This is a genomic window from Blautia coccoides, from assembly GCF_034355335.1.
Taxonomy (GTDB): Bacteria; Bacillota; Clostridia; order Lachnospirales; family Lachnospiraceae; genus Blautia; species Blautia producta.
The window spans coordinates 1,379,217-1,405,086 of the sequence record NZ_CP136422.1 but is presented as its reverse complement, the minus strand read 5'-3'; the positions used below and the strand labels follow the sequence as shown (position 1 = coordinate 1,405,086).

General features: G+C 47.2%; 23 protein-coding genes and 1 tRNA gene. 5 read left to right on the top strand and 19 right to left on the bottom strand.

The window, feature by feature from the left end; genetic code table 11:
• Window positions 1-63: 63 nt before the first annotated feature.
• A complete protein-coding gene (locus BLCOC_RS06095; RefSeq protein ID WP_115624715.1) occupies window positions 64-1,206 on the bottom strand; it encodes a toxic anion resistance protein in 1,143 nt (380 codons plus the stop codon).
• Window positions 1,207-1,209: 3 nt separating this feature from the next.
• Window positions 1,210-2,550 (bottom strand): 5-bromo-4-chloroindolyl phosphate hydrolysis family protein, encoded by a 1,341-nt coding sequence (locus BLCOC_RS06090; protein WP_029470185.1) that lies wholly within the window; start codon window positions 2,548-2,550, stop codon window positions 1,210-1,212.
• A 185-nt stretch (window positions 2,551-2,735) separates the two neighbouring features.
• Here BLCOC_RS06090 and BLCOC_RS06085 point away from each other — a divergent pair, with 185 nt between their 5' ends.
• Window positions 2,736-3,761: a branched-chain amino acid aminotransferase gene (locus BLCOC_RS06085; protein WP_115624714.1), complete on the top strand. Its 1,026-nt coding sequence runs from the start codon at window positions 2,736-2,738 to the stop codon at window positions 3,759-3,761.
• 186 nt (window positions 3,762-3,947) lie between these two features.
• Here the strand turns inward: BLCOC_RS06085 and BLCOC_RS06080 are convergent, their stop codons facing one another.
• The 3 genes from BLCOC_RS06080 to BLCOC_RS06070 all read right to left on the bottom strand — a co-directional run bounded on the left by BLCOC_RS06080 (window position 3,948) and on the right by BLCOC_RS06070 (window position 6,902).
• On the bottom strand, window positions 3,948-4,442 hold the full coding sequence (locus BLCOC_RS06080) for a dihydrofolate reductase (RefSeq protein ID WP_115624713.1): 495 nt from the start codon (window positions 4,440-4,442) through the stop codon (window positions 3,948-3,950).
• A 27-nt stretch (window positions 4,443-4,469) separates the two neighbouring features.
• Window positions 4,470-5,321, bottom strand: coding sequence for a thymidylate synthase (gene thyA / locus BLCOC_RS06075; protein WP_029470188.1), 852 nt, complete (start codon window positions 5,319-5,321; stop codon window positions 4,470-4,472).
• 222 nt (window positions 5,322-5,543) lie between these two features.
• The gene (locus BLCOC_RS06070; RefSeq protein WP_029470189.1) at window positions 5,544-6,902 is read right to left on the bottom strand and encodes a sodium-dependent transporter; all 1,359 of its coding nucleotides are present in this window, start codon (window positions 6,900-6,902) and stop codon (window positions 5,544-5,546) included.
• Between the two features lie 551 nt (window positions 6,903-7,453).
• Between BLCOC_RS06070 and BLCOC_RS06065 the strand changes: the two genes are divergently transcribed.
• Window positions 7,454-7,972 (top strand): VanZ family protein, encoded by a 519-nt coding sequence (locus tag BLCOC_RS06065; protein WP_029470190.1) that lies wholly within the window; start codon window positions 7,454-7,456, stop codon window positions 7,970-7,972.
• 28 nt (window positions 7,973-8,000) lie between these two features.
• Here the strand turns inward: BLCOC_RS06065 and BLCOC_RS06060 are convergent, their stop codons facing one another.
• The 13 genes from BLCOC_RS06060 to BLCOC_RS06000 form a co-directional block, all read right to left on the bottom strand.
• The gene (locus BLCOC_RS06060) at window positions 8,001-8,963 is read right to left on the bottom strand and encodes a biotin--[acetyl-CoA-carboxylase] ligase (RefSeq protein WP_018596109.1); all 963 of its coding nucleotides are present in this window, start codon (window positions 8,961-8,963) and stop codon (window positions 8,001-8,003) included.
• A 95-nt stretch (window positions 8,964-9,058) separates the two neighbouring features.
• Window positions 9,059-10,015 (bottom strand): ABC transporter permease, encoded by a 957-nt coding sequence (locus BLCOC_RS06055; protein WP_018596108.1) that lies wholly within the window; start codon window positions 10,013-10,015, stop codon window positions 9,059-9,061.
• Window positions 10,015-11,103: an ABC transporter permease gene (locus BLCOC_RS06050; RefSeq protein WP_115624712.1), complete on the bottom strand. Its 1,089-nt coding sequence runs from the start codon at window positions 11,101-11,103 to the stop codon at window positions 10,015-10,017. The genes BLCOC_RS06055 and BLCOC_RS06050 overlap by 1 nt, the downstream gene beginning before the upstream one ends.
• Complete coding sequence (locus BLCOC_RS06045; RefSeq protein ID WP_115624711.1) at window positions 11,096-12,667, bottom strand: ABC transporter ATP-binding protein; 1,572 nt, start codon at window positions 12,665-12,667, stop codon at window positions 11,096-11,098. The genes BLCOC_RS06050 and BLCOC_RS06045 overlap by 8 nt, the downstream gene beginning before the upstream one ends.
• A gap of 165 nt (window positions 12,668-12,832) precedes the next feature.
• Window positions 12,833-14,074 (bottom strand): BMP family ABC transporter substrate-binding protein, encoded by a 1,242-nt coding sequence (locus tag BLCOC_RS06040; protein WP_029470193.1) that lies wholly within the window; start codon window positions 14,072-14,074, stop codon window positions 12,833-12,835.
• Between the two features lie 145 nt (window positions 14,075-14,219).
• Window positions 14,220-15,134, bottom strand: a complete 915-nt coding sequence (locus BLCOC_RS06035) for an alpha/beta fold hydrolase (protein ID WP_026255562.1) — start codon at window positions 15,132-15,134, stop codon at window positions 14,220-14,222.
• A gap of 111 nt (window positions 15,135-15,245) precedes the next feature.
• A complete protein-coding gene (locus tag BLCOC_RS06030) occupies window positions 15,246-15,632 on the bottom strand; it encodes a 4Fe-4S binding protein (RefSeq protein WP_026255561.1) in 387 nt (128 codons plus the stop codon).
• 198 nt (window positions 15,633-15,830) lie between these two features.
• Window positions 15,831-16,181, bottom strand: a complete 351-nt coding sequence (locus tag BLCOC_RS06025) for a cupin domain-containing protein (RefSeq protein ID WP_026255560.1) — start codon at window positions 16,179-16,181, stop codon at window positions 15,831-15,833.
• A gap of 62 nt (window positions 16,182-16,243) precedes the next feature.
• Entirely contained in the window at window positions 16,244-16,921 is a 678-nt protein-coding gene (locus BLCOC_RS06020) for a DUF554 domain-containing protein (RefSeq protein ID WP_018596101.1), read from the bottom strand.
• Between the two features lie 15 nt (window positions 16,922-16,936).
• On the bottom strand, window positions 16,937-17,275 hold the full coding sequence (locus tag BLCOC_RS06015) for a cyclic-di-AMP receptor (protein WP_018596100.1): 339 nt from the start codon (window positions 17,273-17,275) through the stop codon (window positions 16,937-16,939).
• 406 nt (window positions 17,276-17,681) lie between these two features.
• Window positions 17,682-18,599 (bottom strand): LysR family transcriptional regulator, encoded by a 918-nt coding sequence (locus tag BLCOC_RS06010; protein WP_029470196.1) that lies wholly within the window; start codon window positions 18,597-18,599, stop codon window positions 17,682-17,684.
• 82 nt (window positions 18,600-18,681) lie between these two features.
• Window positions 18,682-19,680, bottom strand: coding sequence for a uroporphyrinogen decarboxylase family protein (locus BLCOC_RS06005; protein WP_115624710.1), 999 nt, complete (start codon window positions 19,678-19,680; stop codon window positions 18,682-18,684).
• 63 nt (window positions 19,681-19,743) lie between these two features.
• Window positions 19,744-20,733, bottom strand: coding sequence for a uroporphyrinogen decarboxylase family protein (locus BLCOC_RS06000; protein WP_029470198.1), 990 nt, complete (start codon window positions 20,731-20,733; stop codon window positions 19,744-19,746).
• A gap of 288 nt (window positions 20,734-21,021) precedes the next feature.
• On the opposite strand from BLCOC_RS06000, the gene dcuC (BLCOC_RS05995) reads away from it, so the two are divergent.
• From dcuC (BLCOC_RS05995) to BLCOC_RS05985, 3 genes are all read left to right on the top strand, one after another.
• On the top strand, window positions 21,022-22,395 hold the full coding sequence (dcuC, locus tag BLCOC_RS05995) for a C4-dicarboxylate transporter DcuC (protein WP_029470199.1): 1,374 nt from the start codon (window positions 21,022-21,024) through the stop codon (window positions 22,393-22,395).
• 128 nt (window positions 22,396-22,523) lie between these two features.
• Window positions 22,524-23,891, top strand: a complete 1,368-nt coding sequence (gene dcuC, locus BLCOC_RS05990) for a C4-dicarboxylate transporter DcuC (protein ID WP_029470200.1) — start codon at window positions 22,524-22,526, stop codon at window positions 23,889-23,891.
• 159 nt (window positions 23,892-24,050) lie between these two features.
• A tRNA-Gly gene (locus BLCOC_RS05985) sits at window positions 24,051-24,123 on the top strand.
• A 65-nt stretch (window positions 24,124-24,188) separates the two neighbouring features.
• Here BLCOC_RS05985 and BLCOC_RS05980 read toward each other — a convergent pair.
• A complete protein-coding gene (locus BLCOC_RS05980; RefSeq protein WP_115624709.1) occupies window positions 24,189-25,712 on the bottom strand; it encodes a serine hydrolase in 1,524 nt (507 codons plus the stop codon).
• Between the last annotated feature and the right edge of the window lie 158 nt (window positions 25,713-25,870).

Below are 25,870 nucleotides of genomic sequence, written 5' to 3'. Positions count from 1 at the left end.
TCACTGCCTCCTGTATAAAAAGCGTGTTCAGGCTTTTTCCGACCCAAACACGCCCGTTTTCATTTACCGGTTAATCTCTAAAAGCTTATTTTTCAGTTCGCCCTCCAGACGGTTCATCTCCACTTCTGCTTCCATACGCTTCTGATGTCCCTCTTTCTGGATGTTCATGATCTCATCAAATGTGCTGATCAAGGATTCATTGGTCTTCTTCAGCGTCTCTATATCCACAATGCCCCGTTCAGATTCCTTTGCGGCTTCAATGGTTGCCATCTTAAGTGTCTCCGCATTTTTCTGAAGAAGCGCATTGGTCATATCCGTCACCTGTCTCTGCGCTCTTGCTGCTTCGGAGGAATGAGCCACACCCAATGCCAGAACCATCTGGCTCTTCCACAGAGGAATGGTGTTTACAAGGGTAGACTGGATCTTCTCAGCCATCAGGGTGTCATTGCCCTGTACCAGACGGATCTGGGGTGCTGTCTGAATGGAGATCATATGGGTAAGCTCCAGGTCATGGATCTTCTTCTCAAATCTCTGGCACATGGAATCCAGATCCTTAGCCGCCTGGGCATCCTCCGGAAGGCCGCTTCTCTGGGCTTTCTCCATAAGCTGAGGCAGGTCTGTACTTCTCACTTCCTGAAGTTTTTTCTTTCCTGCCAGTATATACATGGAAAGCTCTTTAAAATAATTCAGGTTCAGCGCATACATCTTGTCCATGGTAGCCGCGTCTTTCATAAGCTGGATCTGATGCTGCTCCAGGGTCTGGACGATCTTCCCTATATTGGTTTCTGCCTTGGCATATTTTGTCTTCATGGCTTCTATTCTGTTGGAGCCTCTTTTGAAGAAACCGCGCAGGCCTTTTTCTTCCTCGGCTGCATCAAAGCTTTTTAACTGTGTGACCACATCGCCCAGAAGGTCTCCCACTTCGCCAAGGTCCTTTGTCTTTACCTTTTCCAGTGCCTCCTCGGAGAAATCCGCCATCTTTTTCTGAGTTCCCGCACCGTACTGCAGAATGGCCGCGGAGTTGCGGATATCAATCTGCTTTGAAAAATCATCTACCATTTTCCGCTCCGCATCGGAGAGTACGCTCTCGTCAAGCTGCGGTTCCACCGGCTCCTCCTTTTTTATTTCCACCACCGGCGCCTCCTCCTGGGGCGCATCAAATGTCAGTGTGGGGGTTACTGTAAAATCTTTGAATTCATCGCTCATCTCTTACTCCTTCTTTTGAAAATCTTTGCCGCCTGTAAGGCCTTCCTGTGCCAGCATAGTCTTCAGGACTGATATATCTGTAGATACATCCCACGCCGTATCCCTGAAAAAACTGTCCAGAAGATTCTCAAATGCCTGATTAATAGTATCCAGTGTATTTTCAATTTCTTTTTTCGCCGTCTTGATATTGTCGCCTTCCACGTCCTGCTTATCCAGTTCCTCATATGCCTGCAAAAGCTTCACTGTGGTGGGAAGATAATAGTCCATGAATTTGTGCAGGTCATCGATCAGCTCAGGATGCTGCTCCACGCGCTTGAAGATCCGTCGGATCACATTCTCCAGGTGATACATCTTGTTGGAAATCTCAACTCCCGGAATGGCGTCATTGCTTTTACGTATCTGTTCAATGTAGGCATTGCCCTCTTCTATCACCTTGCGGGTCTCTTTCGATAGATCTGCTTCGCCTGCTGTTTCCTCTTCTTTTTGGATCTCCTGTTCTTTTGTCTTCTGCTGTATTTCCGCCTGTTTCTTTGTCTCCAGATATTGTTTGTAAGATTCATCACTGGTGATCAGGCAGGTTCCTGTATCATCCAGGTGTCCCTCCAGAAACATATATTTCTTGATCATCCGCTTTAAATCCCTGCGGACAAACTTCTCCGGCTTTCTGACTCCCTTTGCCAGTTCTGAGATCTCCGCATACGTCCTGCCATTCAGGGTGTGTATGTAGGAACGGAAACGGTTCACTTTCTTTCTGAGCTTGTTTCCGCAGATTCCCATAATACCGCTGAGGCCGATCGCCGGACCGAACACGGACAGACAGATTCCCATCTTATCCGCCACAGAGCCGATGAACAGCGAGCAAATTCCCAGCACAGTCAGCGTAACGCCGAACATGGCGAACAAGGCAAAACCCAGGGTGGTAAAAAGAATACCCATAGCTCTCGGTCCACTGGTGTTTATATAGAGGGCAAACTTTTCCCTTGCCTCTTTCACACGTTTTGTCTCAGGATAGCGGTATCTTGGCCTTGTCTGAAACCCGCCCGGAGAGCCGCTCCCGTCATTAAAGGAGGAACTGCCCGCGTACGTCCTGCGGGAGCCAGGTCCTCCATAGGACCTTCCGTTGGCGTCCTGACCATTATAGCGGGGGCCCTGATTCATACTGTTCTTAGCCTGATCCATACCGCTTTTGGCTGCGTCTTTCACGCTGTTTGCCACATTACTCAGAGCGTCCTCCAGTGTGGCGCCCAAATCCCGGTTCAGCCGGTTAAAATTTCCTGTATCCAGAGCATCCTGTACGATATCCTTGATATCCCTGCCCAGATTATTCCAATCATTATTTGCCATTTTTATCTCTCCAGTTTTGAATAAAACGATTCGCTATTTGATATACATGTCCGTTTGAATACGATTATATATGAAATAAGAGAAAAAAGCAATGCGGCATCTCTTGCAATTCATACGTTAAAGTTCTATAATGATAAAAAATTATTAATACATACCGTATCTATCGGCAGAATGGAGGAACCACTATGGAAAAGAAGAACATTGACTGGTCTGAACTCGGCTTTTCATACTTAAAAACCGACTACCGCTATGTTTCAAATTATAAGGACGGCGCCTGGGATGAAGGTGCAATGATCACAGACGACACTGTGACTATCAATGAATGCGCAGGTGTCCTGCAGTACGCGCAGACGGTCTTTGAGGGACTCAAGGCCTACACAACGGAAGACGGACGCATCGTCACCTTCCGCCCCGACTTAAACGGTGAGCGCATGGAAAACTCTGCCCGCCGTCTGGAAATGCCTGTTTTCTCAAAGGAACGTTTCGTACAGGCTGTGATCGAGACTGTTAAAGCAAATGCAGCTTATGTTCCCCCATATGGCTCAGGGGCTACCCTGTATATCCGCCCCTATATGTTCGGAAGCAACCCGGTCATCGGTGTAAAACCAGCCGATGAATACCAGTTCCGTGTATTCACCACCCCTGTTGGTCCGTATTTCAAAGGCGGTGTAAAGCCTCTGACGATCCGTGTCAGCGATTTTGACCGCGCTGCCCCGAATGGAACCGGCCATATCAAAGCGGGCCTGAATTACGCCATGAGCCTTCACGCCATTGTGGATGCCCACAGCCAGGGTTTTGATGAAAATATGTATCTGGATCCCGGCACCAGAACAAAGGTGGAAGAGACAGGCGGCGCCAACTTCCTGTTTATCACCAAAGACAACACTGTGGTAACACCAAAATCCCACAGCATTCTGCCGTCCATTACCAGACGTTCCCTGATCTATGTGGCAGAACATTATCTGGGACTGAAAGTTGAGGAGCGGGAGGTTCTTCTGGATGAAGTAAAGGATTTTGCCGAGTGCGGACTCTGCGGTACGGCTGCAGTCATCTCCCCTGTGGGCAAGATCGTAGACCACGGCAGAGAAATCCTGCTGCCGGCAGGCATGGAACAGATGGGTCCTGTAACCCAGAAACTGTATGACACACTCACAGGCATTCAGATGGGAAGACTGGAAGCTCCTGAGGGATGGATCCAGGTTATCGAATAAATAAATTACATAAAACAGCCCCCGGAAGCGGATACTTCCGGGGGCTTATCTTATGTCTGCTGCTGCCTTACATCTAATAATCTGTTCCGACGGTCTGCATATCCCGCTCCAGGCTGCAGGTTTTCCGGACCGCAGCTATGCCGGGCCGCAGTTTTTCCGGGCTGCGGGTATTCCGGGCTGCAGATATCACACACAATTTTTTTTATATTTCACAAACTGATATTCCAGATCAAAGTATGTCTGCTCTTCACTGGCCTCTGCCGGTGACCAGTCCTCTCTCTCATCCAGATTGGGGAACCAGGTGTCTGCCTCATAGGCAAAATCAATCTTTGTCACATAGGCCGTGTCACAGTGATCCAGCATGGCGCTGTAAACGCTGTCGCCTCCGATGACATAAACCTCTTCACTGTCATATTTTTTCAGTTCTTCCAGAAGTTCCTCCACACTGTGTACGATCACAGCATCCTTTACCTTATAATTCACATCCCTTGTCAGCACAATATTGATGCGGTTTTTCAAAGGCTGTCCTCCGGGAAAGCTCTCCAGTGTCTTTCTACCCATGACTACCACCTTGCCTGTAGTGGTCGTGCGGAAAAATTTCATGTCCGCCGGAATGCTCACAAGCAAACGGTTATCCTTACCGATTCCCCAGTTCTTATCTACAGCTACGATTATATTCATCCTGTCTCTCCTTTGCCATACAGATTCTCAGACTGCTATAGGTATATTCCTGATCTGCGGTCCTGCCTGATAATCCTCCACGATCAGATCTTTTGTTGTAAAATCATAAAAATCCTTTATCTCCGGATTCAGGGATACCTTGGGCGCCGCATACGGCGTTCTGGAAATAAGCTCCTGAACAGCCGGTACATGACGGTCATAGATATGGGCGTCTGCGATCACATGCAGCAGCTCTCCCGGTATCATGCCATTGACCTGGGCCACCATCATGAGCAGGATGGAATACTGGCACACATTCCAGTTATTTGCCGCCAGGATATCCTGGGAACGCTGGTTGAGAACGCCGTTTAAAATAAGCCGGTCCTCCCCTGCGTCCTTTGTCACATTGTAAGTCATGCTGTAGCAGCAGGGGTCCAGCGCGCCGCTGTGCAGATATTCAAACTGATACAGATTTGTCATAATCCTGCGGCTGTAGGGATTTTCCTTTAACTGCTGCAGCACATAATCCATCTGGTCTGTCTCCTGGCCTTTGTAAATGAATTTCCTTCCCACCACGTCGCCGTAGCAGGTCCCGATAGACCCGTCCTCATCAGCCCAGGCATCCCAGATATGGGAATTTAAATCGTGAATGTTGTTTGATTTTTTCTGGTATATCCAGAGGATCTCATCCATGCAGCTTTTGAGAGCCGTCTTCCGCAGTGTCAGCGCAGGAAACTCTTTTCTCAGGTCATAGCGGTTCACAACCCCAAAACGTTTGATCGTGTAAGCGCTCTCCCCTGTATCCTCCCATTTCGGCCGAACCTTCTCGCCCATTGTGTCTGTGCCGTTCTCCAGAATATCACGGCACATATCAATAAAAATATGATCTGCCAGACTCATGTCTTGTCCTCACTTTTCTATGATTTTTGTAACTGTCTCGTACTGTCACAGTTACCGCTCTGCTTATTCTCTTTTATCCTATACAGAATATCATTATTCATTGAAAATGACAATAGCATTGAATCGTCAACTACACTCTAAGAACGGATGCTGCTGTCCACTCCCTATTCAGTAACCAAGCCGCAGCCTGATCTCTGAATGAGAACGGACTGATGACCTTTTTTATTTAAACAGATTCATGATCCATGGATTGGAAGTTATAAAAATGATCAGGATCACGATGGGCAGTATAAACTTGATCAGCACTGACCACACGTTGACCAGTTTAAAGCTGATCCTGCCATCATTGGTGACTTCCTTCTCCGCATTTTTGCTCTTCCACACCCATCCGATAAAGATACAGGCCAGGATTCCGCCGATGGGCAGAGATACATTTGACACCAGATAATCTCCCAGATCAAAGAAGGTCCTTCCTGCGATCTTAATATCACTCCAGATTCCAAAGCTGAGCGCGCAGGGAATTCCCAGACAGGTGATCAGCGCAGCAGAGATAACAGATGCCTTTGCACGGCTTACCTTGAATGTATTCACGGCAAAAGAAACCACTACCTCCAAAAACGCAATACTTGTGGAAATGGCCGCAAACAGTACCAGCACAAAGAACACAACTCCGAAAATCTTTCCGCCTGTCATCTCATCAAATACTGCCGGAAGAGTCTGGAACATAAGGCTCGGGCCGCTCTCCGGTGAAAATCCGAATGCAAACACTGCCGGAAGAATGGCAAATCCGGCTATCATAGCCACTATGGTATCAAAAAACGCAATACTTGCCGCACTCTTGGGGATATTCTGATCTTTGCCCAGATATGCTCCGTATGTAATAGTGGCTCCTGTGCCCAGTGACAGGGAGAAGAATACCTGTCCAAGTGCTGACAGAAAAACTCCCGGTGTCAGTTTTGAAAAGTCTGGTTTCAGGAAAAATCTGATGCCTTCCCCTGCTCCCGGAAGGGTACAGGAACGGATCACAATGACGATCAGACAGACGATGAGAAGGGGCATCATGACCTTGCAGGATTTCTCAATTCCCTTCTGGATACCCATCACAACAATTGCCACAGTTATGATCATAAACACCAGATAATAGATGATCTGGCTGCCTGTGCTGCTGGTAAAGGATACAAAAAACTCTTCACTGCTCTTCGGCAGTCCTGTAACGGAAACAAAGATATACCGCAGAACCCAGCCGCCCAAAACAGCGTAATAGGATAGTCCGATAAAACTTGTGATAACAGCAAGTATACCCACGCCGCCCCACTTGGAATTCAGGGCCTTATAGCTTCCGAAGGCGTCCTTCCCTCCGGCGCGGCCGATACTGATCTCCGCAATGATCAGCGGAATACCCACCAGAAAAATGCAGATGAGGTATACCAGAACAAAGGCACCGCCTCCGCTCTCCCCCACAAGCATTGGGAACCGCCATAAGTTTCCCATTCCCACGGCAGAACCTGCTGCTGCCATAATAAATCCGAAGCTCCCCGACCATTTGGGTGCCCCTCCTGTTTCCTGTGTCTGTTTACTCATAATCTCCTCCTTTTCCGGCAATCAAAAGATAACAAAGCGTCAAAAAAAGCTCCCGTCCATAATTGTAATAACAATCAGGACGAGAGCATTAAGCTTCGCGGTACCACCTTGATTCATCCGCATCTCACGGTGCAGACCTTTGCAAGTACAGAAGATCCGAACCACTCCGTGAATCCCCTTATACTCCGGCGCTGTAATGGGCGCTCCCATCGTAGCCTATACTTCTGTAGTCGGTACGCGGCTCCAAGACCATCTTCCACTCAGCCTGCTGCACTTCCTCTCACCAACCGAAGCTCTCTTTGCCAGTCTGCAGAATGTACTCTTCTTTTCTCTGCCTTTTTCTTTTTATTTTAATAATAAGTATAAGGCTGTTCTTTTTCCTTGTCAAACTGTTTTTCCGCAAATTTGTTACTGTTCAGCCTTTGGGCTTCATAGCAGCAAAAACATGCACACAGACTGCAAAAAACGCAGCCTCTTTACACTGCTCCCAAAACGTGATATAGTCACCAGGAAGTAAACTATAATCCACAGAATCAAAAGAGGAACCAAACATGAAGAAATTTTTTATACTGCTGCTGAAGCCCTTTTCTTTTCTCCCGGCCCTCCTGGTGATGTATCTGATATTTTCTTTTTCCAGCCAGACGGGAGTCGAATCCGGCAATCTCAGCTATAAAATAAGCCATAAGATCATTGTAACCGCAGATAAAATACTGGACAAAAACATGAGTGAAGAACAGATTGCCCACTATACAGACAAGATCCACACCCCGGTCAGGAAGCTGGCGCACATGAGTGAATACTTCGTGCTGGCCGTCTGCGTGTCTTTCCCTCTGTATGTATACGGACTGCGCGGAATCTTGCTCATTCTCTTTGCAGGGCTGATCAGTGTGGGCTTTGCCTGCACAGATGAATTCCATCAGTCCTTTGTAGCGGGCCGCGGCCCCTCAAAAAGGGATGTGATGATAGACAGCATCGGCGCCTTTGCCGGAATCCTGCTGGTACAGTTTGTCTGCTGGAATACCCTTCGCAGAAGCAGAAGAAATAACCGGCGCAGACGCGCCAATAGCTAGAGCGCGCCTGAGAGTTCATCCCGACACTCTAGTGCAGATTCAGGGAGACATCCCCGCAGGGAAGCACTTCCTCCTCTCCCTCCTCATTTCTCACCAGAAGTCTGCCATCCGGCAGGATTTTCTTTGCCTCCACACTTCTTATCTGTGTCCCGTACGCTACCTGCACACGTCTTCCGGGCACTATATTTCTTGTGATATACTCCTTTGGAATCCCCTCTTTTCCCGCCTCCTCAAGCAGATAATTGATAATATCCGCGGTTAGCAGATTCCTGTCCACATATACTCCATCCTCAAGTATGGCTCCGGCAGCATCTGAAAGCTCCTTGGGAAAACCGCCCTCCGGTATCCTGAGGTTCAGGCCGATTCCCACCACCACAAGTTCGATATCTCCGGTCTCAAAGTCCGTGACAGCCTCTGTCAGGATCCCGCAGACCTTCCTCTCTCCAAGATACAGATCATTGACCCACTTAATCCCCAAAGATACCCCGCAGACCTCCTCCACGGCACGGCAGACAGCCACTGCCGCCGCTGCCGTCAGTGTCAGACTCTCCTGCGCAGTCCTCTTTGGGCGCAGGAGCACACTTAGATAAAGGCCGCTGCCCGCCGGTGAGTAGAAACTGCGCCCACGCCTGCCTTTTCCCTCTGTCTGGGCTTCTGCCGCCACAAAAGAACCGTGGGGAAGATTCTCCTCGATCCCTCTTTTTTTCAGATACTGGTTGGTGGAATTGATCTCCTTTTCCACCTCCATGAACACATCCCTGTTATCCAGATGCATTTTCACTGCCTCCACAGACAAAATATCATTGTCCGTCTCAAGGGCATAGCCTCTGTTATTCACAGCCGTGATCCGGTATCCCTCCTGACGGAGGCTCTTCATAGCTTTCCACACCGCTGTTCTGGAATATCCAAGCCTTAACGCCAGCTCCTCTCCGGACAGGTATTCCCCCCTGTGGCTCTCCAGCAGCTTTAGCAGCTCTGATTTTGTTGACATATTCCTGCCTCCCATCCACTGATCTTTCTATATTGTCTGCATTTACGAAAAGCCAGGCTCCCGCCCGGGAATCTGGCTTTTCTTTCGTATATCCGCTATCTCTCTTCACGGAAGTAATTCACACCGCAGGACTGGGGCTGCGAATTCTCTTTTGAGGAACGGATGGATGTGACGATCAGCACAAGTATCGTCATAAAGAACGGCACCATATCGAAAATGGAATCCGGTATCCTGATGACCGATTTGGGCACATAATACTTCAGTACACTGAACGCGCCGAATACTAAAGCCGCAAAGACAGCCTTGTTGGGATTCCAGGTGGCAAAGATGACCAGTGCCACGGCGATCCATCCCAGGCCGTTTACACAGTTGCTGATCCATACGCCGTTACAGATGATCATGGAACAGTATGCACCGCCCAGACCGCAGATTCCTCCGCCCAGCATCAGATTCAGATATTTCAGTCTTGTGACAGGAAGCCCCGCCGCGTCCGCAGCCGCCGGGTTCTCCCCCACCGCACGGATGTTAAGGCCCGCCTTTGTCCTGTGCAGGTAAATGCCGCACAGTATGGCCGCCACGATCCCAAGATAGACGAAAATGTTATAGTTAAAAAAGAGTTTTCCCAGTACCGGAATATCGGACAGCACAGGGATCTCCACTTTGCCGAGGCTTTTTAAAATGCCGGCTGGCAGCTTTAAAGAGGTTTCCCCTGACTTCTCCCTGAAAAAGTCACCGAAGAAGTTGCTAAGTCCTATCCCAAAAATGGTAAGTGTCAGACCCGTAACGTTCTGGTCCGCCATAAAAGTAACCGTGAGCACAGCATAAATAAGGGCACCCAGCATACCTGCTGCAAACGCTGCGATCAGAGCAAGCAGCAGATTGTCTGTCTTATATCCCATGATAAACCCTGCACAGGCGCCGATGGACATCATGCCTTCCACACCCAGATTCAGATGGCCTGACTTCTCATTGATGATCTCACCTAAGATCCCGAACAAAAGCGGAGTACCGGCAAGAACTGCCGCCACAAAAAAGTTAGTAAAAAAATCCATTACGCCTTTCCTCCCTTCCTGCGGGTTACAAAACGGTATCTGACAAAGAATTCACATCCCAGTACAAAAAACAGAATGATACCCTGAAGCACATCCGCGGAGTACGCGGACAGCCCATAGGAGGACTGCATGACCGTACTTCCCTTTTCCAATACACTGAACAGGAAAGATACCACCAGGATACCCACAGGGTTAAGCTGTGCCAGCCATGCCACGATAATAGCCGTGAATCCCACGCCGCCGGCCACGGATGTGGTCAGCGTCAGATCAGAACCGCTGGCCTGCACCATACCAGCGATACCGCAGATGGCACCTGAAAATGCCATGGTGCGCAGTACGATCTTCTTATAATTCATACCTGCATACTGGGCTGTGGCACGGCTCTCGCCTACTACGCTGATCTCATATCCCTGTTTTGTGTATTTCAAATAGATATACACGATCACTACCAGAACAAGTCCGATCAGCCATCCCACATGCACGCCGAACATCTTGTCAAGCTGCGCGTTCTCTCCAAAACGGGCAATCTTAGGAAATCCCGAGGAATTTGGGTCCTGCCACGGACCATCCCTCAAAAAGGAGATGAGATACAGCGCAATATAGTTCAGCATCAGTGTAAAAAGCGTCTCATTTGTACCGAATTTCGCTTTGAAGAAAGCGGGGATGATACCCCAAAGCGCACCACCCAGCATACCTGCCAGAAACATACAGATCATCAGAAGCCAATGGGGAAAATCCCAACAGAACAGGGCAAAAAATGTGGCAAACACAGCGCCCATGATGATCTGTCCCTCGGCTCCGATGTTCCAGAAACGCATCTTAAATGCAAGGGTAAGTCCCAGTGCCGGTATGAGCAGCGGCACCATCAGCTTAATAGTGGCCTGGAACGCCATGCTGCTTCTGAACGCGCCCGACACGATCGTAGCATACACGGAAAACGGATTATATCCGATACAGAGGATAAAGAGGCCGCCGGCCACAATGGCAAGCACTACAGAAGCCAGACGCAGCAGTCTCACCTGCTTTGCGGGGCGCTCTTTTCTCTTCTCAATACGAATCAGAGGTTCTTTTTTTCTTGTCTCATCCATCAGCCTTCACCCCTTCCCTTTTAGATCCGGTCATCATCAGTCCCAGTTCTTCCTTTGTTGTCACAGAAGCATCCACAATACCTGTCACCTCTCCATGGCAGAGCACCATGATCCTGTCAGAGATTTCCAGAAGCACATCCAGATCTTCACCGATAAACATAACGGCAACACCTTTTTTCTTCTGCTCATTGAGCAGATCGTAAATGGTGTAAGAAGAATTGATATCCAGCCCCCTGACCGGGTAAGCCGTGATCAGAACAGACGGCTCTGACTCAATCTCTCTTCCCAGCAGAACCTTCTGCACATTACCGCCTGAGAGCAGGCGTACAGGAGTCTCCACATTAGGCGTCATGATCTCCAGCCGTTCCACCAGCTCTTCAGCCAGTTTTTTAGCGGGCTTTCTGTCCACAAAAATACCTTTTGCCTTGTCATAGGATTTCAGCAGCATGTTGTCTACCATGCCCATAGAAGCCACAAGGCCCATGCCCAGCCTGTCCTCCGGCACAAAGCCCAGACTAATGCCCAGGTTATTGATCTGCTTCGGGGTCTTGCCGATTATATTCTCTTTATTGTGCAGAACAGCGCCGGTCTCCACAGGCACAAGTCCTGCAATAGCTTCGCACAGCTCCTTCTGCCCGCTGCCCGCGATACCTGCCACACCCAGGATCTCTCCTGCCTTTATCTCAAAAGACAGATCTTTCAGGGCAGTAGTTCCGTCTGCTTTTTTTACAGACAAGTCCACTACCTTCAGTCTGGTGTGTACATTCTCGCATTTTGGCCGGTCTATCTCCAGAGTGACCGGACGGCCGACCATCAGCTCAGTAAGCTGTTTTTCATTGGTCTCTGCTGTATTTACCGTATCAATACTCCTGCCTTTTCTCAGGATCGTCACCCGGTCACTGATCTCCATTACCTCGTTCAGCTTGTGGGTGATAATGATAATAGCGCTTCCCTGCTCTTTCATTCTGCGCAGAATGGCAAAAAGCTTCTGGGTCTCCTGGGGCGTAAGCACGGCTGTAGGCTCATCCAGGATCAATATGTCAGCATTTCTGTACAGCACCTTCAAAATTTCCACGGTCTGCTTTTCACTGACGGACATATTATAGATCTTTTTCTCAGGTTCTACCTCAAGACCAAACTTCTTGGTCAGCTCCAGTATCTTTTCCTTCAGCTCCTTTGGTTTGATCCTCTTTCCCTCTGCACCGATCACCACATTATCCATGGCTGAAAACACATCCACCAGTTTAAAATGCTGATGGATCATACCGATTCCCAGTCTTTTGGCATCCATGGGCGAATTGATCACCACTTCCCTGCCATTTACATGGATACTTCCCTCATCCGGGTGATAAATGCCTGAGATCATATTCATCAATGTGGTTTTTCCGGAACCGTTCTCACCCAGAAGCGCCAGGATTTCCCCTCTTCTGACATCCAGGTCAATATGGTCGTTCGCCACAACGCTGCCAAATGTCTTCGTGATACCTCTCAGCTCAATGGCATTTTCTACCTTGTCTAAAGCCAACTGTGTCACCTCTCGTTTCTTTCTGTTTTGGTAACGCATACACCATCCGTTACAATTTTAGACACAAACATACAGGGTAATTGTAACATAAGAAAAGAGGGAATACAAAACGATTTTTTACATTTTGTATTCCCTCTTTGTTTTTTTCTCTAAACAAAACTTAATGACCGCATATGCGCAGTTAGATGCAAAATTATGTTACTATTAATCCACGATCACGTTCTTGTAATACCAGTTGATTCCTCCGGTAATAGTTGCATCATCCAGTGTGCCGCCTTCTGTTCCAACAACTTTTCCGTCGTTTGTCTCCAGAACACCGTCAAATACGTTGAAGCCATCTTCCATGATCTTTCTTCTGGCTTCTTCCACTTTTTCTTTGGTTCCGGGTGCGCACAGTTCCTCGTTGACCGGAGTGATGTCCACCAGACCGTCATCCATACCGCCGAAGTAGATCTCAGGTGTCCATGTTCCGTCAATCACCTTCTGAACTGCCTGTGTATAATATACACCCCAGTTCCAGATAACAGAGGTAAGAGTTGCTGCCGGAGCGTCCTTGCTCATATCAGAGTTGTAACCAACGCCCCATACACCTGCAGATTCTGCTTCTGTCTGCGGGTTTGGTGTGTCACAGTGCTGTCCGATCACGTCACAGCCCTCTGCGATCAGAGCTTTTGCCGCATTTGTCTCCTCTGTGGGGGAGAACCAGCTGTTTGTAACTTTTACATGGATCTCCGCATCCGGGTTTACCTCTGCAACACCGATGGCAAACGCGTCAATACCGCCGGTAACCTCAGAGTTCTCAGAACCCATAGCAGCCACATAACCGATCTTGTTGCTCTCTGTCTTCATACCTGCAACAATACCGGATAAATATCTGGCCTGGTAAATCCTTCCGAAATAGTTGTTAAAGTTTGTATCATTTGACTTATATCCTGTGCCGTGAGAGAAGATCACATCCGGGAATTCCTCTGCAAGCTGCTCACAGGTGTCCATGTAGTTAAAGCTAGTTGCGAAAATGATCTGACATCCGTCCTCGATACATTCTCTGATAGCCTGCTCTGTTTTGGTGGGGTCTGTATCCGGGATATTGTTCTTGCGGATGATCTGGCTGTCTTCCAGTCCCAGTTCCTTCTGCATCTCAACGATTCCCTGGTCATGTGTATAAGTGTATCCGGAACCTTCTGCCGGGTCAGTGATATGGATAACACCAACCTTCAGGTCTTCCTTTGCCACCGGTGCAAACTTTCCGCTGCCCTCTGTCTTGCTTTCATCAGCAGGCTCTTCCTTCTTGTCCGCATCGTCTGCTTTTTCGGTATCATCCGTCTTCGTATCTTCCGTCTTGGTCTCTTCTTTCTTGTCTTCAGCTCCCTGCTGCTGTCCGCAGCCTGCCAGCATTGCACCGACCATTGTGAGAGATAACACGATACCTAAAATTTTCTTTTTCATGCTCGTCCTCCTTTTGATAATTCCTGTACTATTTTTCTATTTACAAGTACAAATCAACTATAACATTATATTTTTTGTTTTTCAACCTGCATATTAAAGATATTGTCTCATTTTTAGCAACAGTTGAGCCTGCCTGAACTGTTACTCATTTTTCTAGATATTGATAAATATTTTGATATACTGTCAACTTATCTTTTTCGTTCAATATTTCATGGCGCATTCCCGGATAGAGCTTTCCTGTCACATGGCGGTAGCCCACCTGCCTCATGTGCTGAAGCTCTTTCACAAACTTTCTTCCGTTGCCGATACAGGGGTCATCCGCGCCTCCCAGGAACAGTATGGGCAGTTCTGGATTCTGCAGCCTCCATCCTTCCTTACTGTACGTCTCCCTGAGCAGCATTAAAAGTCCTTCAAAGCCGTCTGCTGTAAAGGTAAAGCCGCAAAGAGGCGACTGCTCATACTCTTTCACCACTTCCTCATCGGAACATATCCAGGCAAACCGGCTCTTCTCCCCCGCAAATCGGCTGGCAAAGGAGCCAAAAGACATGGCCTCCAGCAGCTTGCTGGGATACAGGCCGCCTTTGTGCTTTTTCTGCGTTTTTGCAATGAGCAGTCCCACATTCACCGCCGGATTCTCGCAGGGCGGCCCGGTGAGGATCAGCTTTTCCAGTTCATTGTCAAAATATTTCAGATAGTTCCTGGCCACCAGCGAACCCATACTGTGTCCCAGAAGATACACCGGCAGATCCGGAAACATTTCCTTGGACCATAAGGTCACCTGATGAAGATCCTCCACCATGGCTTTATTACTGCCTCCGTAGAGATATCCCAGTTCATTCTGGCTGTGCACACTCTTTCCGTGACCCCGATGGTCGTGAATAACACAGATATATCCGCGTTTTGCCAGATATTCCATAAACGGCAGATACCGTTCCTTATTCTCACTCATACCGTGGGATATCTGTACTACACCCCTGCTTCCCTCCCCGGGCACTACCCACAAAACAGACAGCCCCAATCCATCGTATTCTGATTTCAATACCGCTGTGCCGTGTACCATAATAAAAACCCCCTTTTCAGGCAACAGAACCCGGTCCTGCTGCAGATCTCCCATTATTTTTATACGCAAAAGGCCGCCGCACACTCCCTGCGGCAGCCCTGTTACATATACTTAGCCTTCTACAACTTCCAGTACATCCATTGGACATGCTTTCGCACAGATACCGCAGGCGATACATTTGCTGCTTGTAGGTGAGTCCTCTGCCTTTACCATTACATGGAAAGGACATGCCTCAACACATTTGCCGCAGCCGGTACATTTTTTCTTGCTGATCATGTAAACGCCTTTTGCATTCTGTGTGATCGCGCCCTCCGGACAGGCCTCCGCGCATTTTCCGCACTGTACACAGACCATTGGTTTTGCATCGCCCTTTTTGTCAATGATCTGGATACAGGATTTGTCTGGGTCAAACTCCTTATAAAAGCTTGTTGAACAGGCTCTTACACATTCCAGACATGCCATACACTTTGCGCCTTTTGTCACTTTCAGTTTCTTCATCTTGAATTCCTCCGCTATTTTCCTGAAATTTTCGTATGCATCAGAAGCATACACAAGCATATGCTCATGTGATAATTTTAACATTATATATTATGTTTCACAAGTGGATTTTACAAAAAAGGACATTTTCAGCCCTGCGAAAATGTCCTTTTTGTCGTATTTTATCAGAGGATTTTCCTCTTCTTAAAATCGGTTTCGTTATTTTGCCGCTTCGTTATAGATCAGCGCCATCATCTCAAAATCCTCGTCCGTGTTATTCTCCATACTGTGACTCTGTCCCGGTTCAATGACACAGACATCGCCGGGATGTACTTCTGTACGGCTGCCGTCATTGTCCACAAAAATCCCTGTGCCCTTCAGCACATAATACGGCTCCGTATTGCCCACATGCTGATGCATACCGATGGAGCTGTGAGGCTTTATAACCACCTTAGCATATAGCTTGCCATGTCCGTAAAGCTCTTCCTCCTTCAGGATATGGTGGAATTCCACGGTGCCCTCTCCGCCTCGTACCTTCTGCTGTACCACTACATTTGTCTTTCTGACCATGATGTCGATCCCCTTTCTTCTGTCGTATCCCATCTGTCCCCGGTAGTCAGGGACTCTCTTTCTTATAAGAATGATCTGATGATAAAGAACACTGCTGGAACCAGAAATGCAGGAAGCATGTTCATAGTTCTGAAATTCTTGATTCCCAGAATGCTGAGTCCTGAGCTGAAGATCAGGATACCTCCGATAATAGAGATTTCTGCCATGATCGCCGGACTCATGACCCCGGCCAGCAGCAGTGCCAGGCAGTAGAAAAATCCCTGCCAGAAAAATAAAACAATGGCTGCAAGTGCAATGCCGAATCCGAATGTGGATGCCAGCACAGAAGATGTGACAAAATCCAGCATGGCATTGGTGAACAGATACGTATGATCCCCCTTCAGGGCACTCTCCATAGGTCCCAGAATAGACAGGGTACCCACACAAAACAGCAGGATCGCCGTGGATAAGCCCTGAGCCAGGTTCCCGTTGGAAAACCCGGTGACAAACTTCTTAAACCTGTCCTCCAGATGTATCTTTTCTCCCAGAAGCCCGCCAATAGCTAGACTCACAATAAACAGAACCGGGTACTTACTCTGAGGCATGTATTTGACTATGGCGTTGATCCCCAGTGCAGTTGCTGCCAGGCCCATAGCCTGCATCATGATCTCCTGATGTTCTTCCCTGATCCCCTTTTTCAGTCTGCTGCCAATAAAGCTTCCGGTCAAAATCGCAGCGCAGTTTACCAGTGTTCCTATCATCTCTTGTATCCGCCTTTACAGTTTCAAGTATTGTTCCACATTCACGATAAATACTGTGGCGCCGCCCACATCAATGGTGACCGGCGGTGCGGAATATCCCAGCACCGGACCTTTTGTTCCGGCCGAATAGGTGGGGTTGATGAGCATCTCTTTTCTTCTGGAACACTCTTCCTTGATGACCTGGAGCACCATCTCTACTTTGTCATCCTCAGTTCCTATCATCAGCGTGGCATTTCCTTTTCTCAAAAATCCGCCTGTACTGGCAAGCTTTGTCACACTGATGCGTTCCTTATTCAGACGTTCTACCACGAATCCTTCATCCTCTTTGTGCACGATCGCAAAAATCATTTTCATAATGAAGCACCTCCTAATGCAGTGCTGCTCTCTGCCCGCCGCCCGGCCTCTCCTGAAACCCCAGGCGCCTGTGAGCGTCTGACCAGCTTTTCGTTTATTATAGCATAAATTGGGCTTAATGGAAAATTATTTTGCATAATTTTTCTTGTAATTTCTGTTAATAGGATGCAAATATCACTACAATATCAAGGGCTGTACGGCAGGAAAGCATTCTGTACGCGTAAAAATCCCCTTTTCACAAAACATTCAAATTCCATTCACAATTCTTTTAATATTTCACCACAGTTTCATCACATTTGTGCTTTATTATTAAATACATAGAAAGGCAATCACCTTTATATAAAAATTTTCTTTTTCATACGCCGGGCTTTTTAAAAGCCCGGCCCTCCTTTTTTAAGGAAAGGAACTATTTTTCCTTTAAGATTTCTATCAGATCCTGCACCGCATTGGGTACATAATGCTTTTTACGATAAATAGCCGCAATCTTCCGGGGCGGCGGAGCCTGTACCAGCCGGTAACACTGCAGTCCTCTCTGATTATCTCCATACTCCGCAATACTGGACAATAAAAGGGTAACACCCACTCCCGCTTCCACCAAATCTCTGCATACATCAAAGCTTCCGCATTCAATCGTCTTCCGAGGACGAAAGCCTGCCTCCCAGCACAAGTCAAAGGTAATATCGTACATTCCATTTCCTTCATTTACAGTCAGAAAGAGCATATCCCGGAATTCTGCTATATCCACAGCAGCGTAGGGAGAATTGCCATCGGGCTCACTTAAAATAGTGAGATGCTGATTGACAGGATGCTCTCTGGGTACCGCCAACAGAATTTCTTCCTCCATGATTTCCTCAACCACATATTTCACATCATCAAAGGGAGCTGTGGCAATACACAGATCCATATCACCGTTATCCAGGCTTTTCATCATCTGATAATAAGGATATTCCCGTAGAACAATGGAATAATTGGGATACTTTTCAAGCAGCCGCGGTATTCGGCCTGCCAGCACACAGCGGCTTCGGTGAGGCGCTGCCCCAATGATCAGCCGTCCATACTGATTGTTCTGCATATCATTAAAACATTTTTCCGTCTGCGCCTCCATATCCAGGATGCGGCGGGCCATTTCCACATACAGCTCTCCTGCCACAGTCAGTCGAAGAGGTGTTGTAGTCCGGTCAAACAGTGTATGTCCCAGTTCATTTTCCAGTTTGCTGATATATTGGCTCAGAGATGGCTGAGCAATGATAAGGCGTTTGGCTGCCTTGGTAAAATTTTTTTCTTCTGCCAGGGTGACCACATACTGCAACTGTCTGCTATTCATAGATTTCCCCTCTGCATTTCTCTTTTTTCTTAATTATAGCAAAGGAAATACATTTGGTCTATCCAATTCCGCTTTTCCCTCTTCACACTTCAGGACGGGAACATTTAAAATATTGCTGCCCGTATCTGAGGATCTCCTCATCCCAAATCATCTTCCGCTTGGGATGAGCAGCAAACTGGCAGGAAATAACTGTTCCTGGTCCATGAAACATCTGGTCAGCGGTCTTTCGCACATGCTCCCTGATCTGTTCCGGTCCTGTGCTCTCCAGATCCATAAACTGTGTATCACATACGCCTCCTATCATGGCCAGTTTTCCACCGAACTTTGTCTTGCAGGATGCAGGGTCATTGGAAATATGGACGGTTGCCCAGGAACTGGCCCCCATGTCTGCAATCTCTTCTGCTATGGGAGCCATAATGCCGCAGCAATGATGCTCATATATAACTCCCTGGGAAGTTATGTTGTCAATGACACGCTGAAGATGCGGCTTGATTAAACTCCTCCAGATTTCCGGAGACATAAACATACCGCTGCCGGAGCCATAGTCATCATGCATATTAATGATATCAGGTTTATAGTAACGGATATAACAGTTATGAAGACGGATTTTGTGATCTGCCATTGCAGAGAAAAATGATTCACAGGCATCCGGTTTTTCCAGCAGAGCGCAGAGGGCATCTGTAAAGGGCATAATGCTGAACATACGCTCCCACAGCCCCAGCCGATCCACAATTTTGCAGAGTTTTTGTTCACGGTTCCAGCCGGCAGTGTCGGCGGCAGCATGGGCGTTCCAATCCAATCGATTCAAATCCGGGAATTCTAACACATCCTCCCACCTTGTGATATCATCCAGAAGATGACAGCCCGGTGCAGGGTTGGATGCCTTTATTGTCGGTTCAAACTGCCATTTTTGTCCAAACCAGTCCTCATTGATCAATTCTGTCAAACCACCGTCAGGCACTTCGTTGACAAAGTCCAGGCCCATAGGCTTGCAGATATCCACGTCTTCCATCAAGGGCATGAATTCAGGCTCTTGGTGATGGTAGACCAACAGCATATTTTCCTTAAATGTAACAGCCATGGTATTTCCTCCTTTCCTGCAGACCGCCCTCCTATTCAGACTGTCTGCATTGGTTTTCCCTGCTTATTCAGGCCGTCTGTATTTAAAATACTGCTGACCGTATGAAAGCAGCTCATCCTGGAATATCTGATTCCGCTCAGGATGGCAGATACAGCCCACAGCCATAACGGTTCCCACCCCCGGAAGCATTTTATCGGACATTTCCCTTACATGGGAACGCATCTGTTCTTCTGTGGTGGAATCCATATCAAACAGCTGTCCGTCACAGACACCGCCCACAAAAGCCAGCTTATGTCCAAGCTTCTGTTTACAGGCACATACGTCATTGACCACATGGACCATATTCCAGGAACTGGCACCCATATCTGCTATCTCCTGGGCAAGAGGAGCCATATAACCGCAGCAATGATGTTCATATAAAACTCCCTGGGAAGTAATATTGTCAATGACCCGCTGCAGATGTGGTTTTATCAGCTCCCGCCAAGTATCCGGGGACATAAACAGTCCGTTTCCGTGCCCGTAATCATCGTGCATACAGATCACATCGGGATGATAATATTTGATGTATTGGTTATGAAGTTTTATTTTGTGGTCAGCAACTGTTCGGAACAAATCTTCGCAGGCCTCAGGCTCCAGCAAAAGTCCGCAGAGAAGTTCATCAATGGGAACCATGGAAAAGGCCCGCTCCCACAGACCAGTAGCATCTTTGATCTCCAGAAGCCTGTTTTTGTCAATTTCAACAGCATCCTCATCAAATTTTGCTTTCCAGTCTATTGAATCCACATCAGGAATCTCCACATAATCCCGCCAGTCAGCAATATCCGCAACAATATAGTGGGATGCATCCGGATTAAACGCATTCACCATAGGTTCATAGACCCAGTCCTGACCAAACCAGTCCGTTTCTTTCTTCCCTGCCCTTTTTCCATGGAAAAGTACATTCTTAAAACCGGGTTCTACACTTCGGATCCTCTGGATATCACCCAGTAAAGGCAAATATTCCGGTATCTTGTGCTGATAGACCAGCAGCATATTCTCACGCAAAGTAAGCATAGACGTTTCCTCCTTTTTACTTTGTACAGGCTGTGTTTTCATCTCTGTCTTTATCATAACTCAATCTAAAAATAGCCGCCAATACATAATTTTTTATCAAAATCATAGTATTTTACCTATAATGTTGAATCTGAGATACCGGCAGCATAAACTTGCAGTCAAAAAAATATTATAGGCAAAACACAATAAAAAATATAGAATTTTATGTATTTGAAGCAATAACCATGTGTGTGCTATGATGAAATTGTAAAAACGAAGCCGTGAAATTAAGAAAGGAGTGTTGGGGTTATGCTGCAGATCTTGTTTACACTGATTCTTCTGGCAATTGTAATTTATGGCATTGTCAAAAAAATCAACATTGCAACTGTTTTGCTGTTTGCGACAATCATTGGATATCTCTGTCTGACTATTGCAGGGGGAACCAGTGTGGCGGGAGAGGAATCCATCGGAAACCGCTTTCTGGATATTTTTGAGATAATCAACAGTTCTATGGTAAAAGCCATGACCGGAAATATCCTGACAGCTATGGTTATGATTTCCTATATGGATTACATGAAAGAGCTGAAGGCTACGGATATGTTTGCCACTATATTAGCTGCACCAGTGCAGAAATGGAAATCCAAATACCTTGTTGCCGCCTTTACCATTCCAATCGGTGTGCTCATGGGAATTGCAATTTCTGGCGGTTCCTTTATTACAATGACCCTGCTGCTCGGAACGATCTATCCGGTATTAAGAGCGCTTGGATGCTCCAAACCCACATGTGCTACGGCCATTCTGCTGCATACCGTAGTCCTGATCAGCCCTGCCAGGGCAGCCTATTACAATGCATTGAGTCTCATGGAAATGGAAGCATCCGTTCCGCTTTGGTTTGTCCAGATCCAGCTTCCTGTGGCAGCTGTAATGGTCATTGTCATGATGATCTTATTTGTTATTACCAGTAAATATTTTGATAAAAAAGAAGGGCGGACTGAAGAGGCCAGGGATGAGACCTTGAAACTTACCACGATTCGGGATATCGATGCCCCGGTCATCTATGGGATCCTGCCTCTGCTGCCTTTGATATTAGTAGTTATCTTCAGTGAACTGGTAGTTAAATCTGTAGTCATCAGTGTTGTTGCAGCCTGTATCCTGTCCTGGATCATTTCTTTTATCGTTAACCTTATTGCTACACGTAATCTCATGGACAGTCTCAAAAGGTTTAATTCCATTTACAAAGGGATGGGCACTGTAATGACAACCACAGGTCCTATTCTGATGTTTGGAACCACCTTTGCAGGTGTTATCTCTGCCGTTGGAGGAATGTCGATCCTGATCGACAGTGTCTCCCGTGTCGCAAGCGGAGAAGTTCTTCTGGCACTGGTTGGCCTTACGGGACTGGTCATGGTAGCACTGACCGGTACCTTTAACGGCAATCTTGCACTGGTTTTTCCCATTGTAAAAGAGATTGTAGCCTCAACGGGAATCGGAGCGCTGGGGGCAGCACAGGGTGTTATGCTTACCCTGACAGCCGGCGGAGGTCTCTGCCCGGTATCCGGACAGAATCTGTTCCTGGCACAGCAGACAGATACGGACATCCTGGTTATTCTAAAACGTGGTGCTATTCCCATTATCTGCGGTGCTGCTGCACAATTCCTTGTAAGTGTTCTGATATTCGGTTAAAATATAATCACAATCAAGAAATACCAAGTTATCCCCAGACGGCAGGGAAATATCTCCCTGGCGGCTGGGGTATATTGGCATAAAGAGAGTTCCGGTGTAAACGTGCATATACAAGGGGGGTGTCTGCAGTGTTTCAAATCGTATTTACATTGCTTCTGCTTGCCATGATCGTCTATGGAATTATGAAAAAGATCAACATCACTACTGTACTGATGTTTGCTACAGTATGTGGATATATAGGTCTTCTGCTGCTGCAGAAAGAATACGCTGCCGGTGATACTACAAGCGGCAGCCACTTTTTAGATATCTTTGAATCCATTGGGAATTCCATGAAAAATTCTATGGGCGGGTATATCCTCACATCCATATCCATGCTCTCCTACGTGGATTACATGAATCGTATCAAGGCTACGGATATGTTTGCCGCGCTCCTTGCAGCACCGGTACAAAAATTAAAGTATAAATATCTGATTGCAGCCTTCACGATCCCCATTGGCGTTTTGATGGGAATTGCAATTTCTGGCTCCCTGATCACCATCACGCTGCTGCTGGGCACGATTTATCCTGTGCTCCGCTCTCTGGGCTGTTCTAAACCCACCTGTGCCACTGCTATCCTGCTCCACACCATTATCGCCATAAGCCCTGTTCGTTCGGCTTATTATAATGCCCTGAGTCTGATGAATATGGATATCTCCGTGGCCATGTGGTTCATCCGTGTGCAGCTTCCTGTGGGGGGTATCATGGTTGCGGTGGTTATGGTACTGTTCATTCTTACAAGCCGGTACTTTGACCGGAAAGAAGGCCTGAATAAAGAAGAGAAGGAAAGTCTGAAGATTAAAACAGTCAGAGATATCGGTGTTCCGGTATACTATGCAATACTGCCCCTGCTTCCCCTTATACTTGTAGTGATCTTCAGCGAATTAGTGGTCGGAACTGTAATTATCAGTGTTGTCGGAGCCTGTGTACTGTCATGGTGTATTGCTTTTACAGTTCAGATGCTAAGCACACGCAGTCTTTCCTCCTGCCTGAAGAATTTTGAGGCAATTTACGAAGGTATGGGGGTTGTGATGACCACTTCAGGACCCATCGTAATTTTCGGTACAACATTTTCAGGCGTTCTCACTGCACTCGGCGGAATGTCCCTCTTCATTGATACTGTATCCAAAGTTGCCAGCGGCTATGTCCTTCTGGGTGTTGTGGGTGTCACAGGGCTGCTCATGGTATCTATAACAGGAACATTTAACGGCAATCTGGCGCTGGTCTTTCCAGTAGTCAGAGGTATCGTGCAGGGAACAGGTATCAATCCCCTGGGAGCAGCCCAGGCGGCCATGTTCTCGCTTACTTCCGGGGCAGGTATCTGCCTGGTATCAGGCCAGAATCTGTTTTTGGCCCAACAGACAGATACAAATATACTTGTCATTATTAAAAGAAGTCTGATTCCCACTATAGGAGGCTTCATTGCAAGTTTTCTTGCAAGTGTTATACTCTTTGGATAGTGAAAAAGGATACGGCTGAACGGACCTACATTGTTTTCCGTATCTCTTTTTCCTGTCTACTGATAAATAAAATAACCTTGAATTTTTTTAAATTTTTTTCAAAAAATGTGTTGACATTTGGCGAAAGGTATAGTATATTATGTCTTGTCGTTAAGACATGCGCGAGTGGCTCAGTTGGTGGAGCGCGACCTTGCCAAGGTCGAGGCCGCGGGTTCGAGTCCCGTCTCGCGCTCTTTTATTTTATCAGAAGGACGGACATCTGTAAAAGATGTCCGTCTTTTTTCGTCCTGTTTTTATCTAGGAATATATACTCCCGGCTTTTCTCACAAGCTCTTCCAGAAGGGCCTGCATTTTTCCCGTAACGGGATGTTGTCCCAGTCCGTATCTTTCCGCCAAACGCCCCATTCTGGGAAATGCCAGCCACGTACTGCCCGTTTCATCTTCCCAAATGGAAATCCTCAGCGGAAGCTCCAGGGAAATACTCTGGTCTTCCTGCATCAGCTCAGTTCCTACTTTTGGAGCTCCAAATACAACCACCGTTGTGGGCCGCAGAGTCAGGCCTGCCTCCTTTGCATTTTTTGCATGGTCAAATTTGGCAAATACCGGAATCTTCTTCTCTCTCAAAATATCTTCCAGCCTTCTGACCATATCCTCCACCGGAAACTGCCCTTCAAAGAGATACAAGTTATTGTCATCGTAATTGGTAGACAGCAGATCTCCAAAAGCGCCTGCGATCCTTCTTGCCAGATTAGTAAAATCTATTCCCTCTTTATTTGCAAGCAGTGTGACACATACCAGCTCATCTGAATGGGTGAACCTGCTAAGGAAAGAGGAATAACCGGGAACAGACCCCTTGATGTCCATCAACCCTCTGTGCTTATAAAACTGCCATCCTGCCACTCCCGGCACTTCTCTTCCATCCGGCAGATTCCATGGTGCATAGATAAGTTTTCTGTCTTTTGCTTCATGGATAAGCACTCCGCCCGCCAGTCCGATGTCCCAGAAGGAAATGTCCTGGGCGGATGCCCAGATGTCGCCGACTCCTCTGAGTGCAGAGGATACTGCCGGTTTTATTCTCCGGTTCTCCCTGTCATAGCTTACCGCGGGTTCTGTAGGGTCTATGTATTTGCCGTTATTTTTAAAAAGCTGATGGATATTCCCAGTCAGAGATACCTCCTCGTACTGGAGCTTTTTCAAATCCTCAGCAAACCCGGTTCTCCCAAGTCCAAGAAACTGGATCTGTCTCTCGGTTACAAAATCATGATACGATTCCCCGCTTATGCGTTCTACAATCTCTGTCAGCATCAAAAAATTGGACGCGCTCCATTCCACATCTGTTCCCGGAACAAAATGAAGCTTCTCTTTATCTATCAGTTCAAGGATTTCTCTGAATTCCCATTCTCTGTAAATATCAAAGCCTTCATACAGATAATCCGGTATCCCTGATCCATGGCGGAGAAGCTGCAGGATTTCAATGCCGTACCATTCTTCCGGAACTTCGGGGATGTGATCGCCCAGCCTGTCCTCCAACCTCAATTTTCCGTCCTCAAACAACTGCATAACCGCCACTGCAGCAAATGCCTGGGAAATAGGGCCGGTCGGCCACATGGTATTGGCAGAGGCCAGCCTTCTCTCACCCCGATCAGATAATCCATAACCCACAACTCTTGGAATATACGGTGCCTGAACGATCGCCAAGGTAAGGCCGGGTATTCCTTTTTCCTTCATAAATTCCCATATCATCGAATCCACACTCTGACCAAGATATGATACATCTGCACTGCCTCTCATTTTCATGACTTCATGTTCTTTTGTATTCATAATACTCCTTCCCTGCCTGCCAGGCATAGTATGGCTGCTTACTTTTGCCTTCTGTAACATTTTTGATTACATTTTATACTGTAACAATATCAGTTACCGTTTTATTTGTCAAGATATATTTTAGATTGACCGTAATTTTTTCACATATTATAATAAAA